Here is an 18,564-nt window from a genome sequence, read left to right as displayed (position 1 = left end):
CAGGTCGCCTAATTCAAGCCAAGCGAACTCCGATTCAATCCATTCCATCGCCGCAGCCCTCCCTGAGCACACTGAGATCCTTTATGTGCCTGTGTATCTACCCGAAAAGATGTGTAGGATAAAGAGGGCTAGCCCCATCGGCTCATTCCAACGAAAAACGGCTCATCCGACGGAAGCGTGCGCCCGAGGTTTTCAAGGCATGGCTCCCGTATCGAAGGATTTATTTGTGGGATGTGATTATCAATGTTAGACTGGCACTGCCGGGAGAAACGGAGCCGAGCTCTGCAGAGGTGCTGGCTTGGCAAGGGATATCTCGGTCGCCAGCGTTTCCCTGCAAAAGCGGTACGCCAATGGTGTTGTCGGTCCCTGGCGAGCGTTCGTTCGTCAGGGACGCATTTTTGAACGATCATTGGATGCTAGAGCCATGCCTCAAAAAACCTCCCGCTGTGCTCTGCGCACGCTTCCGTCGGATGAACCCGAAAAACTTCACCGGACCTGCTTAGCAACACACGATGAATAAGTGTCGGTTCTAGTAGTGGACGAGGCGACGAGTCCAAAGCCGCAGGACTCGTCGCCTCGTCCACTACGACAGAAATTGATCGTGCGTTGCTTAGTAGCACTTGCGACAGAGACTCAAAACCCGCTGGAACACAGAAGTTCCGCGAGCCGGGGGATTTGCCTACTGTCAAGTCAACGAGCCCGCGGGGCGACGCTCACTCAGCGAGACCACTCGCGGGCGGCGTCCGGGCGACAATCGCGATCCCTAACCGGTCGGCCAGCGCGATCGTCTCATCTCGTTCGAGCAAAATGGTCCGGTCTGCTTCGACGACGATCGCAACGCCACCTGCATCAGCGACGTTCTGCACGGTTTGGGTACCGATCGTGGGTACATCAAACCGCATGTCTTGGTTCGGCTTGCTCACCTTGACCAGCGTCCAGCCACCACGTTGGCACAATTCACCACTGCGGCGAATGCACGCGTCAGTTCCCTCGATGGCCTCGACCGCGATCACCGTGGCATCTTTGACCGTCACGGCCTGGCCGATGTCGAGTCCGCCCATTGTTTTGGCAATGGACCATCCCAACTCCGCATCGCGTTGAGAGCTGTCCGATAGTTTTCTGCGGGTCAGTTGTCCTGCCTTCACGAGTAACTCCGGAGCGAGGCGAGTGGCGGAACAGATTTCGAGGTCGTGGCGATGGTAGGTATCGATCACCGCCGTCAGCAAACGATCATCGCGAGCATCACGGCCACGTCCGAGCAGGAGTGGGCCGAATGTTTTCAGGCAGACAAGATCTGGAAAGTGGCGCAGCCACACGGAGCCGCTGTAAAGCAGGTCCGACTTAAAAAGCTTGCCAGCCATCGTCACTTTCGCGACATTCTGCTTTTTGAAGAATTTGAGATGCCGGCCGAAACGTCCTACCCCCGACCAGAGCACGTGATCGCATGCGTCTTCCAATTCCTCCCCAGCGTGCCCTGTGATCGCCACGCAGACCACCGGGTGGCCGCCCTCGCGTAGCCGGGCCGCGACTGAAATGGGGAACCGCCCCCATCCAGCAATCAGTCCCACCGGTTCGCCCGGAGCCAAGGCGACATCGAGATCATGCTGGACGCGGTCTTCCACGGGAACACCGAGACCGGCAGGCCGTCCCGGGGGCGCGTGCGTGGCGGAAAGCATGATCGACATCGCCTCAAGCCGCTTTCGACGACGAGTCGTTGGACTCGCTGCCGTGGATCGAGATCAACGTTTTGACTTCCCGCTGCAGGTGCTTGATATCTCGCCGCATCTCAGGCAGCTTGCGTTGGACGGCAAAGACTCGCATCTGGTCGCTCTGCGGTGTCGCCGGTGAGCCGATGTGCACCCCGCTTTGGAGACTGTCCATCACGCCAGCTTGCGCACCGACGATGACGCCATCGCCCAGTTCAATGTGGTCTTTCAAGCCGACCTGGCCCGCCAGAACGACGTAGTCGCCCGTCGTGCAGCTGCCGGCGATGCCGACCTGGCTGCACAATAGATTGTGCTTGCCGATGCGGCAGTTGTGTCCGATCATGACTTGGTTGTCGATCTTGGTGCCTTCACCAATCCTCGTCGCTCCGTACGTCCCCCGGTCGATTGTGACCGAGGCGCCGAGTTCGACGTCATCGTCGATCTGTACGAAACCGAGTTGAGCGGTGGGAATGTGCTTCCCATCGACGTTGCGATATCCGAAACCATGAGCGCCAAGGGTCGAGCCAGCGTGAATGACGACCCGTGCGCCCAGCCGCGAATAGGAATACAAGGTGACGTTGGGATACAACACACATTCGGGGCCGATCTCGCATCCCGCGGCGATACTCACGCCCGCGTGAATCTTGCAGTCTGGACCGATCACAACGCCTGCGCCAATGCAAGCCGCGTCGCTGACCTGGGCCGACGGATGAATCTGGGCAGTCGAATCGATCCCAGCTCCGGGGACATCTTGATCCACCGGTGGACGGAAATAGCGAATGATCTGCGTGAAAGCCGCATGGGGATCGGCAACCACGATCTGCCATCGTGGCCCTGCGCCAGCGAGCGTTTCGGCGGCAAGCTCCTCGGGCGTAATCACAGCGATCGCGTGGCAGCCTTCGAGCGCACCGACATGCTCGCGGCGGTCCACCAACGTAACATCGCTGGCTAACGCCTCGGCCGGAGGCGCAGCACCACCGACGGTGTCCCGCTCCTGGGATCGTCCGTCACCCAGCAGCGGCAGCAATTGCCCGCCAGTCATTTCAGTCAACTGCGGTAGGGACAACGGATCGGACGTCGCCGAGAAGTGTCGATCGATCATCGTGGTCATAGGATCAGGTGTCCTGGCATACGATTTCGGGGGAAAGAAGTCACCCTTGTCGTCTATCAATTGAGCTGGCGTCAGAGCAACAGCGATTCCAGGATTTTTTTCGCCTCTGCACTCCGAGAGGGATGATAGAAAATAGCCGTAAGTCAGCGCAGCGCCACCTACGGTTGTTCGTCGAAGATGGAGCGTCGACCCCGAAGTGGGTCGCAGACCTCGTCGTGAATGATCTTCAACCCCATCCGGGGTTGGCACGCGTGTTTCGCGGAGTTTCCGGTGGTGCTCGCTTGCGCTCAAACCACCGGCTATTTGCTAAACCGCCTTCGGCGTACGAAGACTTGTGGGCAATCAACAGGAGGCGGCGAGTCCCTAAAATCCGACCGCACGAGCAGGGAGAAAAGGAGAAAGGACTCGTCGCCTCGTCCACTACGCTACTTGTTCTCAAGGAGCTTTCTGTTGCGGCGCGTCGACTTGGTCTTCGCCGAGCGTCTCAGAAATGGCGGCTCGCAGCTGCTCGCCTAGCTTCGGTCCACCGCCAACGAACACGTGAGTCACTTTGCCTTCACGATCAATCACGACAGTCTGGGGGATGGCATCGGCCTGGTAGCGGGCGGCGGCAACCCCGTCGATATCCAACGCAACCTCCGGTGAAATCTGCAATCGATCCAGCATTTCATGAATAGGCTCGGCTGTCTCCTGCAGGTTGACAGCCACCAATCGCACGTCATCGGCATCGAACTGCGAAACGGCCTCTTCAATGACCGGCATCGCCTGCAAGCAAGGACCACACCATGTCGCCCAGAAATCCAACACGAGCACCTGCCCGCGAGCGGCAGAGATCGTGAAGGTTCCTCCGGTCAGCAGATCCAATGAGAAATCGGGGGCCTCCGTACCGACCAATGGCGACATCGCAGCCGTCCCGCCGGCGCCATCTTCGGGCACGATAGGCTCGGGAGCATCCTGTAACAGCCAATCACCATAGGGTTGGTTCTGATCAGCCTCGTTGATATCGACACCAATCAACAACTCGTCGACATCGCCTAATTTGATCCGTGATTCGCCGAGCAAGGGATGCTGCCCGATCAAGACGCTGTCCTCCATGCGACCCGCCCAGAGCGACATCCGATTGCCGTTTCGCAGGAGTGCCCGAACTGCTAACTCATCGTTTTGCTCTTCGTCCACTAAGTCCGCCGCGTCCTCATCGCTGTGATCATCGAGCCAGATGATTTGGGCCACCACCGCGCGGTCGATCGGGATCGTGTCGAGCCGCGTCTCGACTTCGACCGTGTCTTGAGTCACGCGTACCAGCCGACCCCGCATGACATCATCATTGACCGCAACAATCAGATGGGTCGGTGGGTTTTTCTTCCGCACACGCGGCACGGTCAGCAATCGCTCACGACGAACCGCTTCAATTTCGGGATCCCGACACCCGGCAGTGAACGCAACCGCTCGAATCTGATCCAGCGGCAACCGGGTGCGCTCGGTCACATCAGACGTAAACACGACGCCACGTTCGTCGATCGAAGTCACCTCGCAGGGGATAATCTCACCCGAGCGTAGATGCATCGAACGCGGTGATGCGTCACGTTGTTGGTTTTCAGCGTTATTACCGAAGGCGCGGGCGAGAATGTTCAAGAGTCCTCCTTGATTCTGCTTTCGCTGATTCGCTCGTCTGACCGCAGCTTCACGCTGCTCGCGGGCGTGCCTTTGTTTCGCAGTCTCAGGCGGAGGCGACTCTCGATACACCATCCGACCGGTGAAGGTTGACTTGAAATTGACCGCGGAGGCGTGCCGTGGGGCGAAACGCAGAGGCGTCGGATCCGATTCGCTCTCGGTATCCACCAATAGACCGCTCATCTTTCCGTCGGGGAACTCCAACCGGCCGAGAATGAAGTTGAACGATTCCGTTTTCGGCGGCCGTGGGTTGGCGACCGAGATCCGGCTGATGGTGGCATGGTCGATCGCAATGGGATGGTCCATGAGATCGTTGCGCAACGTCAACCGCCCCTCGTTGGACGATTCCATCTCACCGCTGAGACGAACGCCACCGTGGGTGACAACCTGAGCCGTCAGGGGCCGCTGATCGTTCCCGTCGTCTGGCGTCTCGGAGGTGGATCCAGAATCTTCCGCAGTGTCTCGATCCCGTGTGCCTTCCTGTGGCTGCAGCTCAATCGATCGGATGGATTGAGGATCGAGCGATCGCTGCGAGTCCCCCTCGGTCAACACCCATGCTCCATCAACGACGCCGGTCCACTGACCACTGTGAGACGTTTCGTCATCGAGGACAACGAGATCGTGACCTTCGGCTCGTTCGCGATCGGTCCGGCCGGAGATCTGCTTCACGCAAAGCGACTCCAAACTCACGTTGCCGTTGATATTGGTCAATCGAATTCCTGGACGGACGCCCGGGTACCCCTCGCCTCCCATGACAAATTCGCCGAGCATCTGGTCGTGGGGAGACAGCGCCACAATTCGGCCTGCGTTCTGATCGATCTCGAGAGTCAAACGCAACTGCCCGTTGAGATCCTTCCACTTGGCAAGTGGTACACAGTTGGCAACCTCATCGAGCTCTCGGACCAATGCAATTTCATCATCCCAGACCTCGATACGGAATGCACTCATCGCACCGTATTCTGAGTTCTTGGCGTCGACGCCGATCGCGAGTGCAAAATTGGGTTCGCCTTCCCACGTCAATTCCACTTCGATCTGCACCGAGTCGGGTAGGTCGAGATCGCGGAAAGCCGTCGCGCCCACCATATCCGTATGCAGCTGGCTGCCTCCGGAATGCCAAGCGTTGAGCGCCGGACGCACTTGCCAATCCAACACGGGACCCGGGCCCGAAAACAGTACCGATCCACCATCGTCCCACCGTGTGATACGCCGGACGGCGGCTCGCTCGATCGACACCTCACCGTAGGACTTCGTTCCGACTCGAATCGACTCGGCATCCACATCGAGTATATCTCCGAAGAGGCGATCACCCTGCGTCATCTCAATCGCGAACTCGCCCGGTGCAGGCTGAGAAGGCTGAGGCGGTGGAAAAGACGCAGCGATGACGGCGCTGAGATCAAACTCAAACGGGGCCGCAAAGTCGGGATGCTGCCACGCCAATCGTCGGGAGCTGTCATCACCCTCCGGGTCGGATTGGGAATCAGCCAATCTGCCCGGCATGTAGTCGCCACCGGCGAGACGTAACAAACCGAGTCGGTTCACCTCCGCCGCTTGCGTAGATACGCCGCCAAGAATGACGCACAGAACTGCAAACAGGATGCCTTGTTTCATCGTTCATAAATCGGCAAGAAGCGGAAATTGAGGGCCATGGCGAGCAGGGACAAGGAGGTGTCAACCGAGTTGCCTAATCCGCCGGAAAAACCACCGTCGACTCCCTGGTCGGCTTTGAGTTCGCGGATCAGTTGCTCATTCCATTTCTTCCAGGCTTCGACGTCCCCCTGAAACAACGCTTGAGCTTGGTAGTACTGTCCGTAGCGAAGATAGCTACTGCTGGATGGCTGTTCCAATCGGCTCGTTAGCGACCCCAACGTGGCTTTGAACTCGGCCATGTCCTTGCGGCGAGCGATCGCGTAGACGAGCGTCCCGATCGAAATCCGTGGGATCGAATCATCAAATCCGCCGACCCCGGCATAGGCGACCTGACCCGATGGGCTGGTCATCGATTTGAAGTACGCCACGCCGCGATCAATTGCTTCATCGGGCACCTCGATGCCAGCGTTCCGGGCGGCGAGCAACCCAACCATCACCGCGCCACTGACGGAGGTATCCGCGTCGGTCGCATCGGGTCCATAACGCCAGCCGCCAAAGCGATTTTTCTTCTGCGACGTGACCGCGCCTCGCACGGCGAGTTCGAGCGACCTGCCCAGCGTCAGCTCGCTGCGGACCTCGCCGGAACTCTGTCCGCTGCCACGCCAGAGATCGGAATCGTCGACGGCGCCGTAGGATTCGGCAATCGCCAACATTGCGAAGCCATGGTGGTACATGCTCGTGTGCCCCATGGAGCCACCATAAATCCCCGTCGCTGCATCCTGACTCCGGAGAATACTCAGCAACCCACGGCGAATGTTGCCACTATAGATTCCGAAATTAGGATCTTCGCCAGATGCCAAGAACGCCAGCACCGCCAATCCCGTGACCGCCGGACCGCTCTGGCCGCCCCGCCAATCACCCTCGTCACTCTGCGTCTCGACTAGGAACTGCAACCCCTTCTCGTAGACTTCCCGCACATCCCGGGGCACGGCCTCACCCATCTGCGCGGTGGGGTATTGAGCGTGCGTCACCGCAGAAACAGACAACAGTCCGCTAAGAACAAATACCCGAACGACTTTGAAACGGAGCGTGGAATCACTCATCATCCAACATCCCCATTCGTTTCAGGTTGGCTTTCATCCCGAGGCCCTGGGTATAGACCTTTTTGAGCGTTTGATACTGCGTCTCATCGAAGATCTCCTTCAGTTTGCCTTGCGGCAACTCACTCAGTTCATACATCAGCAAATACTGGGCATACTGGTGGGTAGGGTCTGGCAGCGTGATATTCGTCATCGCTATCTCCATCAGCGTTTCTCGTTGAACCTGCGTCATCGGAAGTCGCCTCCCCAAAGTCGCAACAAAAAGAGTGATGGCGGCATCGCTTTGCAACTTGATTTGCCGCTTTTGTCGCGCCCGCAACCGCTCGGCTTGCTCACCCACGACACAAACGCGAGCGACTTTCTTCAGCAACGATTCCTCGTCAAAGATGCCCGCATTGAGACGCTGGGCCAGCGGCGAGGCAAGCTGATAGACGTCGTTGATGTTTTCCTGGCCGATTTTACCTGCCTCCTGCATGGTGTGGAACTGGCGATGCGCTTCTTCGACATCATCATAGAACCGCTTGATATCGCCTTTCGCGGCAAAGCGAAGTTTGGCAATCTGTGAGTCAAGTAGCGAGGTGGAGAAACCGATTCGATCGATCTCCATCTCAGCGCGATCTGCCAGTTTTTCCCGCGCCAGCTTGGCGTCGCCCATTCCGGAAAAGATCCAGCTATCAAACTGATTGATATCAATCTGAAAATTTTGAGCCGGTGCGGTCGTCGCCGAGGCGAGAAGGCAACACCATGCCATTACAAATTGTTTCACTCGATCCACTCCTCATCGATCGACATTTGCTGGTCCGCATTAAAACGGGCGGCAAAGGAGACGTTTGAATTTTGAGAGTTCCACGCCTCAGCCTGTTTCTCGTTAAAGACCTCGCGAACCACCTCGCCAGGCAACCTAGGCAAGTACTGAGAGTTGTTCAGATAGACCTGGATCGACTGTAAATCGTATCCGCGGTGGTCCACATCCTGCATCAACATCTCAGCCATCTGTTCCCGCTGTGGATCGGTCATGGGGATTTTATCGTCGACCAATCCGACGATGATTCCCACAACGGCTGCTCGCTCAAAATCGGACCGCTGCTGAGACTCGGTTTCGTATCGAGCGTACTGCTCTTTGGATATGATGGGCTTTAAGTATTTTGCTGCATCGCTGCGGATGCGGTCATAGGGGTTCTCGTTGAGCTGTTCATTGCCCGGTCCCATCATTCGCACCGCATTGGCTGCGAAGAATTGCTGATTGGGCTCGCGGACGATATCGCCGGTGGCTTGGTATGCCTGTGTGGCCGCAGCAATGATCTCTTTCATCTGATCATCCGTTGGCTCGCAGACCCGTTTGATGAACGAGATCTCTGCGTTGACGAGGGATTTGAGAAACTCCGGTGGCGCGTCCTTATCAGGAGCCTGGCCTGCTGGCGCGATTGCGATCGCGTGCATCACGACGACCTCTTCCACCTCTTGGTCTTCACCCTCATCGTCCTGGGCGGCGCCGACGCCGGGTAGGGCGAAGCACAACACCCACCCAATTGCGAGTAGGGCAAAGGGCTGCGCACGCTCGGCGACGATCCAATTCGGTCGTCGTTGAACAACTCTTGCAAGTGCGAAACCTCGTTGCAACATCACGATCCTCCGATCCGATTGAAATACAGATCCAAACCACGGCGGAATTCTTCAGGCAAGACCGCCCCGCTCTCACCAGTCGTCTGGCCAACGTCGCGGTTCTCACGAACCTCCTTGACGTTGCGGCCCTTGCCGACCAAAGCCAAGGCAGAATCGGTGGTATTGCCACTTCCTCCGCCACCGGGCGAGGAGCCACCACCGCCACCGCCCTTGGGGTTGATCCGTTTGGATCGCAGCAACAACTCGATCGCTTCGGTTTCCGCTGCAATCGCCATCGCCCCGGTATCACCATCCTGCAAAATGCCCGCCGCCTCGGCCATCACACGGTCGACGGCCGCGAGCATATTGAGTTCCTTGCCAAAGTGTTTGTGAGCGTCTGGCAACTCCTCGATTCTGGCGATCACCTTGACCACGCGCTCATCAACCTCGGCTTGGGTGGTGGCGAGCGTGTCAACGCTCTCGGCGCGATCTTTCTCCTCCATCGCTGGTTTGGCTTGTTCGGCCACACGGGTTTCTTCGCGGAGGTTCACCTCGGCCTCGAGAATCTGCAGGACCTCCAACACGATCGACGGCGGCAAACTCTCAGGCGACTTGCCGCCCGGGCAGGAACCGCTGCAGGCGGGATCGACGAGATTCTCTGCCCACCGATCCATCGCGTCGGACCAATACTCCGCCTGGGCAACCGAGAGCCCCTGTTTCTTGGTGATCTCACTGGACAGCTCTCGCAGGCCGCCGATCACGTCAGCCTGTTTCATCTCATCGAGCGTTGCCTTGAAACGCATGAAGCGGCGACGTTGAAAGTACGCAGCCAAATCATCCATGATGTAAGAGACATTCGTCGCACTGGTCGCTTCGGTCTCTGTCAATTTATCCAGTTCCTCGCGCACGGGGACGTCGATCTTGGGACGGCTGACGCCAAAGGCGGGCTGCAATTGCTCGGTCAAGCGACCGGCAACGACGTTCTGTTGACGTGATTCTGCCTTGAGTCGTTTGACGAGCGTGCTGCCTTCGAGATTAGCCAGCACCGCATTGAGTTCGTCAGCGAGCCGATCGAACTCGGCCAGCACATCGGCTTGCTCCTCGACTGCCTTGTCCATGGAATCCTGTTGGTTCTGGGGCGGCTCGTCCTTGTTCGGTTGGCTCTTGCCCATCACGGTCGTGACGGGCAACCGCAGCGACGGGCTGCTCGGTTTCTTAGCGGGTCCGGGTTCGCCACCGCCTTCATCGGGCGAGTTGGCCGAGGACTCCATGTCCACGAGCGAGGGAGCATTTCGTAGCGGAGGTGTTTTGCCTTCGAACGGTTTGCTGCCTTTGCCACCGCCGCCGGCTCGGTTCTGGCCCGCCTTGGGACCGGAGACGCTGTTCGGTTTCGCCTGCGCCGGCGCAGCGGCGACTTGGCTCGGCTGCTCGGCGGCGTTGTTGAGTAGATCGGCGACCGAGGGCATGCGGTTCTGCGACAGATCGTTCAAGACCTGCAGCATTTCGGCCCAGCGTTCCAAGTGTCCCACGCCGATCTCGGGATTGCGGGAAGCGGCGAGGACGAGATCGTCACCGAGTTTGCCGAGCCGATCGAGCCGCCTGCCATTGGACGTTTCCGCAGAGGCTTGCCGTTCGATGGCGCGGCGATTCTCGGCCGTGTCGAGTTCCTCGGATGACAGCTCTCGCAGCTCTTTGTTCTTCTCATAGAGCTGCCGCTCACGATCACGCACATCGAGAGCCTGGCGATGCCATTTACTGAGCTGTTCAGTCATCCAAATCGCGTGCTGGTCCGGCGTCAACACGTAGAGCACGTGGGGCGGCGAATAGATCCGTTTTCGCCCGGGCAGGAAATCTTCCGCCCAGACAAATACTTCGATCGGCTGCGGTTCGATTCCGAGTGTCGTGGCGCAGAACGTCCCCAACGCTTCGACCTCAGGTGTTTCAAAATCGCCTGCAGCGAGTGGTTTCTCTCCCGAGGCCGGATGCTCGACCGCGCCGACATCGAGACCTCGCCACATCAAACCGATCCGGCGAATCCCAAAATCATCATTGGCGCGAGCCGTGAACTTGATCGTTTCGCTATCGAGCACGACGGCTTGCCGAGGCAATCCGTCACAGATCAGCGTGGGGGCTTCATCATCGACAGCGTTGACAGTCAACTCGAATGGCTCCCGCCCGGCGAGTCCCAATTGATCCTGCCACTTGAATTTCAGCGACGAGACATCGTCGATCGCAACGCTGTCACTGGCCAGCGTCGCACCGGCGACCTGACGCTGTTGGTCATTGATTTGTCCCGAGTCCAAATCGCGATTGATCGTCGCGGTGAACACCGCTTGGCTGCCGCGCACCATCGTCACACTTCCACCTCGCGAATCGACGTTGCGAACGTCGTTCTGGCCCAAATACTCCGGCAGCCGAACCGCTGCCATCACGGAGGCGAGCTCGGGGCGCAGCGTTGGCTCAACCGTCACGCTCTGCGTCACGTCGCCGACATGCAGCGTCAGCTGGTCCGGGGTGATTTGCGGTGGCAGATTGAAGTGATACTGCCCGTCCTTCAATTCTGCTTGGGTGATCGGTTGGTCACCGATCTGCAACGTCGCCGTTGACGGCTGCCAACGCGTCGCCGCCGCGAGGGCGATCGGTAGCGTTGTGGCTTCGCCATGCGGCAACACCAATTGGTTCGGGAGCGGCTCGATGCGAGTGAAAGTGTAGCGCGGGGTATCTTTCCACGGCATGGTCAACCGTGACATGGCGTTCGCCGAGGCGGCGGGGTAAATCGCTGCCAAGGTGATCCCGGCCAAGACAACCACCGCGGCAGCAACACCCCAGGTGCGATAACGCGATCGTGGCGCCGCCTGAGTCAGATCGCGGCCTGCAGCGTCCTCCGCAACTTGGTTCATCGCCGCCTGACAGAGGGCTGGCGAACGAGCTTGCTCACTATCGCTGTGGGTCAGTTCGATGACACCGAGCAATTGATCCCCGACCGCCGGCAACTCGCCGCTGAGCAGTCGGGCGAGCGGTTCGAGCCCGCGGTTTCGCCATACCCAGCGATAGAGAAACCAAGGCACGATCGCCATCAACGCCACCGCCGCGATGAGCAGCCCCGTCCGGATCGCTCGAGGCGTGTCGGCCAAGCGGTCCCATCCGTAGACAACTAAGAACGCCGCAGCGATCCCAAAGACCGCGATCGCAACCGCTTCGACCAGCTTGATCCGCCACACATGACTGCGGTAGGCGAGCAATTGCTGCTGCAGCGAATCGGGGACTCGCAGCGAACCGTGGTGCGGCGATGATAGGCTCGGCGGCGGCGAAGTCGCCGGTTTCGGGTCCACGGACGAATTCGTGACATCACTCATATCAATCCAACTCCCTTGCGTGCGATCCAAAATAGCGCCAATAGGGCGACGAATAATCCGACCACAACCGGATGACTCCACAACGCGACGCGCCGCACCGAGGGCGGAGGATCGGGCATCGCAGCGAGCCATTGTACCACGTCCTCGACCCGGTCAACGGTCAAAATTTGCCCTCGCGTGACACGGGCGATCTCTTCCAAAACCTCCGGTCGAGCCGGTTTGCCGATCTGTTCGCGCGACGTGCCCTGGATCAGCAGTTTGGTCTGCAACGTGTCGCCGGTCTCTTTGCAAAACAGCGTCAACTCATGCATACCGTGCTCCTGCGGCGTGAACCGGCCGGAAAATGCCCCCCACTCCTCGCCAACCGATCCCATCGAAATCGTTTCGATCTGGCCCGCTGGCGAGACAATCCTCAGGGTCACGTCGCCCTTGCTGAGCGGTTCCCCATTGGATTCCATCACGTTGGCGTTGACCGTCACGGTTTGCCGCACCCGCGGCCGCTCGGGTGATTGATACAAATACATGTTCTCGCCCGACGTCATGCTGCGGCGATACGCCATCCAGCGGACAACCTGGCCCCAGAACCGGTAGTGATAGAGGTCCTCGACGCCCTTTCGCCACCGCCAGGCCCCATCGGTACCCATGAACAGCACCTTGCCGCCACCGAAGGTGCGTGTCACGAGCAGGGGCAGCCGCCCAAATTGGTTGCTCGTTTCCTGGTGCACACACAGCGTCTCGGTCCCCGGTTTGGCTCGCACGACGGGCGCGTACCACTGGAAACCGGGCAGATTCCCCCACACCTCAAGGTTCTCGTCAGCGGTGTCAGCAAGCTTGGTCAACAAACTTCGCCGGCCGAGTTCGGTCAACTCAAAGTGCTGCGCCGTGCGCGATCCCCATCCACGCGGCTGAGCATCGTCCATCACGACGGGAATCAGTTCACCGAGTGGAGTGTCGAGCAAACTGAATTCACGCCCCTGCCAACCCGGCATGAACACAATCCCACTGGCCTGTTGCCCGACCAGCCCCCGCAGCCACTCACATTGTTCGATCGTCAGCTGTCCATCGTCGATGCCAACGTCACCGATGAACACCACGTCGTACTCCGACAGCTCCGCTTTCGTGGCCGGGAACTCACTAATGTAGTCGGCGTTCCCGCCCCCGTGCTTGTCCAAGCCAGGATGGAACAACAAACACGAAACATCCACCCCAGGATCCCGCGACAGCGCGTTGCGCAGATAGCGGTACTCCCAGCGGGGCACCGATTCGACCACGAGCACGCGAAGTTTCTCTTCACGAATCGAAATCGGTGCGGTCAACTCATTGTTGTCATCGCGAACTTCGCCCGTCGTCGGCGATACCTGAAGCGTCAGGGAGGTCTCACCGAGTGACTCGGGCTGCCAATCGATCGAACTATTGGTCCGGCCCATCGCCTGGACACGCACATCCTTCTCGATCGTCTCGCCCTCGTTGGTTTTCATCGTCACGGTCGCCTGATGATCGCGCGGCAGCGAACTTTCGATTGAAAACGGGATGCGCACGCGCTTCCCCGCGATGGCAAACGTCGGCACGTCAAAACTGAGTAGTTCCACATCGGGCAAACGCGTGTCGCTGCCAACCGGGAAGGCAAAGACCGGAATCCCCAGCGACCGCAACCGGGTCGCGGCTTGGACCGGTGCCGAACCCTGGTTCCAATCACCGTCCGATGCCAATACCACGCCGAGCAGGTTGTCGTGTTTTTTGGCCGCATCGATCAACGGGCTGGCCAAGTCCGTCCCCGCCTCATCGTCGCCGGTTTGGCCGTCCCCCACGTCACCGCCGCTGGCGGCACCATCCTCTGCACTGGAGATGGTGTTGACTTTGACGGCCGAACCTGACGCTGCTTGAGTCTCGGCAAATGGCTCAATCACCACGTCGGCGCGATCCTGCAGGGACCGCCACGTGCTCGCCTCGGTCAGCGGCGCGATCGCATCGCCGCGAGATTCCGCATTGAGCGACGCATCGCGTGTCTGCATGCTCGCCGATTCATCCCACAACACCGCCACGACGGGCTTCTCGTCGGGACGATACTGCTCGACCCACTCAGGGCCTCCCAATAGTAAGGCTGCGATCGAAACCATCGTTAACCGCAGGCCTTCGAGTGCCACCGTCGCACCTCGCCAACGACTGCGCCGGCAAGCAATGAACCCCAACACCGCCGTCGCCACTACGGCGAACACGGCAATCGTCGCGGTGGCAGGTGTCCATGCAAATGAAATCGAGTTGGTTTGGATCATGCCGAGACCCCCTCACGCACAGCCGAATCGTCAGCCGGACGCAATCGCGGCAAACATAAACACGCCTCACCAATCATCGCGACCAGCATCAGGATCAAGAACGCTCGCCAGACCTCTTCGACGAGCGAGTTGGATCGGCCCGCCGTCCGATCGACGCGCACGAAAGGCAAGTCGCCAAACAAAGCCTCGACTTGCTCATCACCGAGCGTCGATATCGCATCTTCGTCGGCACTGCGATTGATCGCTATCAACCGACCGCTATCGCGATCGCGAAAAACGCCGGCGACGAAAGCGTTTTCACTCGACAATGCCGAGTCGCGACCTGCCAACCGCTGCCATCGCTCCGCTTCGGACGCGGGAACAGCACCCGCATCGACCTGGGACGTGTTGCCCAAGGACAAGGCCCCAGCGGCCAAGGCACGCTGAATCATGACGTACAACACGACACCATCGGCCGCCAACGAGGAATCCTTGGCCAGCGGTGTGGTACTGCAAAAATAAACGCCGCCCTGGGGAGTGGGCACTCGCGACAATAGCGGCGACCCATCGGCCAATTTCGCCAACGCCGTCGCCTCTCCCTCAATCCCTACCGAGCGGTTCACCCGCAGCGTTCCAACCGGTAACCCACTGCCCGCCATCGTCGCCGCGAGCAGATCGGCATCACCGCGCCAGGAACTCACCGCGTGCTCGCCTTCGACGTCCTCCCACTGTTGCCACTGCATCCCAAAGAGTTCCGCCGACGCCGCCAGCTCACCGCTCGATTCGGGCGGAAAGAAGATCACCCGGCCACCGCGATCGACGAACGATTGCAACATCGCCGCTGCATCGCCCCCCGAGTCTGGTCCACTCGAGTCTGGCCCGCCTGAGTCTGGCCCACTCGGCAATGCAGCCTGCCACAGTACTAAAGAAACGTCTTCCCAAGAGATCCCGGCCAAGTCGCGCGGTGAAACCACTTCCGCCACACTCTGCAAATTCTCGTCCGGCGTAATCTCAGCGGCCAATTTCAACACGCGGCCGATCTCTTCGTTGTCGCTGACCACAACCGTCCGCTGGGGCGGCGGTGTATCGAAGGTGAAGTAGTATCGATTGTCCGCCGCATTGAAATCCGCTGGGATCGCTACCGATCCGTAACCCTGTGTTTGCTCGCGTGAGAGAGGCACGCGATGCCCGCTGATCTGGCCCACGCCGCCGCGCATACCCACGTCGACCACACTCCGCGATTGATCGAGATCGAGCGTCACGGGAACGCTCTGCGCGGCGACCTCAGCGTCTTCCTCATCCGCAGTGATTTTGAGCGAGATCAGCACTTCCGATTCGGCGTCATCGTCCGATTTCTCGAGGTGAGCGTCGTCCATGCGCACCGATCGATTGTCCGTCACGGTGCTGCCCGCAATCGCGGGCTTCGCAAAGGCGAGCAACCGAAACCGGACACGCCGGCCAAATTCCGCAAACGCATCCTGCAGCGATGACCAACGCCCGTCATCCCCCCGCCAGTCGTGACTGCGCAGGTCTGAACAGATCCAAATCTCGGTCTGGCCGAGTTGGTTGGCATTGATATGGTCCAACGCAGCTAGCATCATCGCCGGGATGTCCGCCGACGCATCGGACGGCCCCGCCTCGGGCAGTTCCAGTAGATCCGCCGGTGAGGCGACTTCACGAGGCGTCACCGCATTGCTCTCAATCAACACCAACCGCTGCGTGCCGATTGTTTGCAAGGTCTCGGCGATCTCCGCAACACCGGTCTCCAGCTTGGTCCGTGATGTCCCATCGCTACTGGCCTGCATCGATGGCGATCGATCCAACAGCACGATCGTATTGGCAGGACCGCGACCCGTGATCGATCCTGCGACCGAACCACCCAACAATCCACTGGCGATCGGCCGACCGATGGCAAACACCAACGCTGCGATCACGAGTGCTCGCAGCGCCAGAATCAACCATTGGCGAATCTTCGCATAACCGCGATTCATTCGATTGGCCGATAACAGAAACATCATCGCGGCCCACTGCGTCGATTGAAACCGACGTTGGTTGATCAAATGGATGATGATCGGGATCAATGCCAACGGCAGAGCCACCAGCATCCAGGGCTGCAGAAAACTCATCGCACCTTCCTCGCTGTCGCACGCCGGGTCAGGAACCGCGTCAAAACATCTTGATAGGATTCATCCATGCTCACCCGGTGGTAGTCCACCCCGGTCTGCGTGACGATCTCCTGCATGTTCTCGAGGTACTGCTGCAAAGCTTGATGATAGCGGTCGGCGATCTCGCTCGGTTCGGCAAAGATCGCGGTTCCCCCCTCCATGTCCAAAAATCGCGTCGGCCGCCCAAATGAAAAACTCAGCTCCATCGGATCGAGCAGGTGAAACAGCGATAGGTCATGTTTGCGGAATCGAATATGCTCGAAACAACCCCGCAGCAAATCGGGGTCGACGAAGAAGTCCGACATGACAATGATCATCGCTCCCTGCCGCGTCGTTTCGGCGAGCTCGTGCAAGACTTCGACGAGGTGCGTCTCACCCTGACCACGAATCTCCTCGAGAATATCGAAGATGGCCCGCAAGTGCGATGGATTCCGCAGTGCTGGCAAATGCTTGACGATCCCTCCGGCCACGCAGGAAAGGCCCACCGCGTCGCCTTGTCCGACCGCGAGATAGCCGATCGTGGCCGCCAACCGCCGTGCATACTGCAGTTTGGTGAGCGTCTTCTTCGTCACCGCATCGCTCGCCTTTTCCGCAACCGTGCCAAACTCCATCGATCCACTTGTGTCGACGACGAGACAACAGCGCAAATTCGTATCGGCCTCGAACTCCTTGACGTAGTAGCGATCGCTACGCCCGTGGGCCCGCCAATCGAGACGGCGCAGATCGTCGCCCGGCACGTACTTGCGATACTGGGCGAACTCCACGCTCGAACCACGCGTTGGACTGGTGTGCATCCCTGACACCGACCCTCGCATCGGGCGACGAGCCATCAACGGCATCCCTCCGAGCGCTGCCAACACAGCAGGATCGAGAAAGTCACGCGGCTGCTGTTGGTTCCACATACTATTGGGCTTCTTCGCTCAACAAGCGTTTGACGATATCGCTGGCCGACAACCCTTCGGCCTGGGCCGCGAACGTCGTGATCAACCGGTGCGTCAACACCGGCAGCGCCACATAGCGAACATCCTCGCTGCGCACCATGTACGAACCCTCCAAAGCCGCCCGCGCCTTGGCACCCAATATGAGATCCTGGACCGCTCGTGGCCCCGCCCCCCACGAGACCAGTGGCAGCAACCACTCCGGCGCCGTGCCGCCTCCCGGTCGTGTCTTGCGAACCAATTGAGCAGCCTGCGTGTAGATGTGGTCGGGCACGGGGATCCGCCGGACGAGCTCTTGGTGAGCGAGGATGTCCTCAGCGGTCATCAGCTGCTCGAGCGATGGTAGCCCCGATCCCGTTGTCGACCGGGCGATGGCGATCTCTTCGGCCTCCGACGGATAATCCAGTTCGATCAATGCCATGAATCGATCGAGCTGTGCTTCGGGCAAGGGATACGTGCCCTCCTGCTCAACAGGGTTCTGTGTCGCCAGGACCATGAACGGCGATGGCAGGTCGAAGCCTTTGCCGACGACCGTGATGCGCTGTTCCTGCATCGCCTCCAACATCGCCGCTTGCGTTTTAGGCGGTGCACGATTGATCTCATCCGCCAAAATGATGTTGGCGAACACGGGGCCATGGGCAAACTCGAACTCGCGCCGCCCCTGACCGTTGTCCTGCAAGATATCCGTGCCGGTGATGTCCATCGGCATCAAATCGGGCGTGAACTGGATGCGGCTGAACTGAAGCGACATCGTCTCGGCCAGCTTGCTGACCAAGAGTGTCTTGGCCAACCCCGGCACGCCCATCAGCAACGCATGCCGCCGGGCAAACAAACAAACCAACAATAGATCGATCGTATCACGCTGACCCACGATCACCCGTGCGAGCTCATCCCGGAGGCGGTTGTGAATCTTGCCCAACCGATCGACCGCTTGGACGTCGTCGTCACTGAGCGTCGCTGCCGGGGCGACTTGGTTCTCGGGCACAGCCGTCTGCGACATCGTGAAATCTCCGGATGGGAACAGGATTGGATCTCGTTAGAAATCCATTGGCAAAACGATACCAGCCTGCCCATCA

Annotated in this window: 11 protein-coding genes; all 11 read right to left on the bottom strand. The window is 59.5% G+C overall.

Annotated features, from left to right (window positions below; genetic code table 11):
* Window positions 1–713 precede the first annotated feature (713 nt).
* The 11 genes from CA85_RS21755 to CA85_RS21705 all read right to left on the bottom strand — a co-directional run bounded on the left by CA85_RS21755 (window position 714) and on the right by CA85_RS21705 (window position 18,488).
* The gene (locus CA85_RS21755) at window positions 714–1,676 is read right to left on the bottom strand and encodes an LpxI family protein (RefSeq protein ID WP_246113061.1); all 963 of its coding nucleotides are present in this window, start codon (window positions 1,674–1,676) and stop codon (window positions 714–716) included.
* Window positions 1,677–1,689: 13 nt separating this feature from the next.
* Entirely contained in the window at window positions 1,690–2,817 is a 1,128-nt protein-coding gene (lpxD, locus tag CA85_RS21750) for a UDP-3-O-(3-hydroxymyristoyl)glucosamine N-acyltransferase (RefSeq protein ID WP_146393463.1), read from the bottom strand.
* A 435-nt stretch (window positions 2,818–3,252) separates the two neighbouring features.
* The gene (locus CA85_RS21745) at window positions 3,253–6,096 is read right to left on the bottom strand and encodes a TlpA family protein disulfide reductase (RefSeq protein WP_146393462.1); all 2,844 of its coding nucleotides are present in this window, start codon (window positions 6,094–6,096) and stop codon (window positions 3,253–3,255) included.
* Window positions 6,093–7,076: a prenyltransferase/squalene oxidase repeat-containing protein gene (locus CA85_RS21740; RefSeq protein ID WP_186775119.1), complete on the bottom strand. Its 984-nt coding sequence runs from the start codon at window positions 7,074–7,076 to the stop codon at window positions 6,093–6,095. The genes CA85_RS21745 and CA85_RS21740 overlap by 4 nt, the downstream gene beginning before the upstream one ends.
* Window positions 7,077–7,170: 94 nt before the next feature.
* The gene (locus tag CA85_RS21735) at window positions 7,171–7,941 is read right to left on the bottom strand and encodes a hypothetical protein (RefSeq protein WP_146393461.1); all 771 of its coding nucleotides are present in this window, start codon (window positions 7,939–7,941) and stop codon (window positions 7,171–7,173) included.
* Entirely contained in the window at window positions 7,938–8,801 is an 864-nt protein-coding gene (locus CA85_RS21730; protein ID WP_186775118.1) for a hypothetical protein, read from the bottom strand. The genes CA85_RS21735 and CA85_RS21730 overlap by 4 nt, the downstream gene beginning before the upstream one ends.
* Window positions 8,798–12,133, bottom strand: a complete 3,336-nt coding sequence (locus tag CA85_RS21725) for a hypothetical protein (protein ID WP_246113060.1) — start codon at window positions 12,131–12,133, stop codon at window positions 8,798–8,800. Before CA85_RS21725 ends, CA85_RS21730 begins: the two co-directional genes overlap by 4 nt.
* Window positions 12,130–14,406: a hypothetical protein gene (locus CA85_RS21720; protein ID WP_146393459.1), complete on the bottom strand. Its 2,277-nt coding sequence runs from the start codon at window positions 14,404–14,406 to the stop codon at window positions 12,130–12,132. The genes CA85_RS21725 and CA85_RS21720 overlap by 4 nt, the downstream gene beginning before the upstream one ends.
* Window positions 14,403–16,511 carry a BatA domain-containing protein gene (locus CA85_RS21715; protein WP_146393458.1) on the bottom strand — a complete coding sequence of 703 codons (2,109 nt, stop codon included), beginning with the start codon at window positions 16,509–16,511 and terminating at the stop codon, window positions 14,403–14,405. Before CA85_RS21715 ends, CA85_RS21720 begins: the two co-directional genes overlap by 4 nt.
* Window positions 16,508–17,452, bottom strand: a complete 945-nt coding sequence (locus CA85_RS21710) for a DUF58 domain-containing protein (RefSeq protein ID WP_146393457.1) — start codon at window positions 17,450–17,452, stop codon at window positions 16,508–16,510. The genes CA85_RS21715 and CA85_RS21710 overlap by 4 nt, the downstream gene beginning before the upstream one ends.
* A 1-nt stretch (window position 17,453) precedes the next feature.
* Window positions 17,454–18,488 (bottom strand): AAA family ATPase, encoded by a 1,035-nt coding sequence (locus CA85_RS21705; RefSeq protein ID WP_146393456.1) that lies wholly within the window; start codon window positions 18,486–18,488, stop codon window positions 17,454–17,456.
* Between the last annotated feature and the right edge of the window lie 76 nt (window positions 18,489–18,564).

The sequence above is a fragment of the Allorhodopirellula solitaria genome (assembly GCF_007859855.1).
GTDB lineage: Bacteria > Planctomycetota > Planctomycetia > Pirellulales > Pirellulaceae > Rhodopirellula > Rhodopirellula solitaria.
Note: the sequence above shows the minus strand (reverse complement) of the source record. Positions and strands in the feature narration are given on the sequence as shown.

Bases quoted from the DNA above. Each gene is read 5' to 3' on its own strand.
- CA85_RS21715 (WP_146393458.1), bottom strand. From the start codon at position 16,511: ATGAGTTTTCTGCAGCCCTGGATGCTGGTGGCTCTGCCGTTGGCATTG.
- lpxD (WP_146393463.1), bottom strand. From the start codon at position 2,817: ATGACCACGATGATCGATCGACACTTCTCGGCGACGTCCGATCCGTTG.
- CA85_RS21755 (WP_246113061.1), bottom strand. From the start codon at position 1,676: ATGCTTTCCGCCACGCACGCGCCCCCGGGACGGCCTGCCGGTCTCGGT.
- CA85_RS21740 (WP_186775119.1), bottom strand. From the start codon at position 7,076: ATGGGTGAGGCCGTGCCCCGGGATGTGCGGGAAGTCTACGAGAAGGGG.
- CA85_RS21705 (WP_146393456.1), bottom strand. From the start codon at position 18,488: ATGTCGCAGACGGCTGTGCCCGAGAACCAAGTCGCCCCGGCAGCGACG.
- CA85_RS21745 (WP_146393462.1), bottom strand. From the start codon at position 6,096: ATGAAACAAGGCATCCTGTTTGCAGTTCTGTGCGTCATTCTTGGCGGC.
- CA85_RS21710 (WP_146393457.1), bottom strand. From the start codon at position 17,452: ATGTGGAACCAACAGCAGCCGCGTGACTTTCTCGATCCTGCTGTGTTG.
- CA85_RS21725 (WP_246113060.1), bottom strand. From the start codon at position 12,133: ATGAGTGATGTCACGAATTCGTCCGTGGACCCGAAACCGGCGACTTCG.
- CA85_RS21720 (WP_146393459.1), bottom strand. From the start codon at position 14,406: ATGATCCAAACCAACTCGATTTCATTTGCATGGACACCTGCCACCGCG.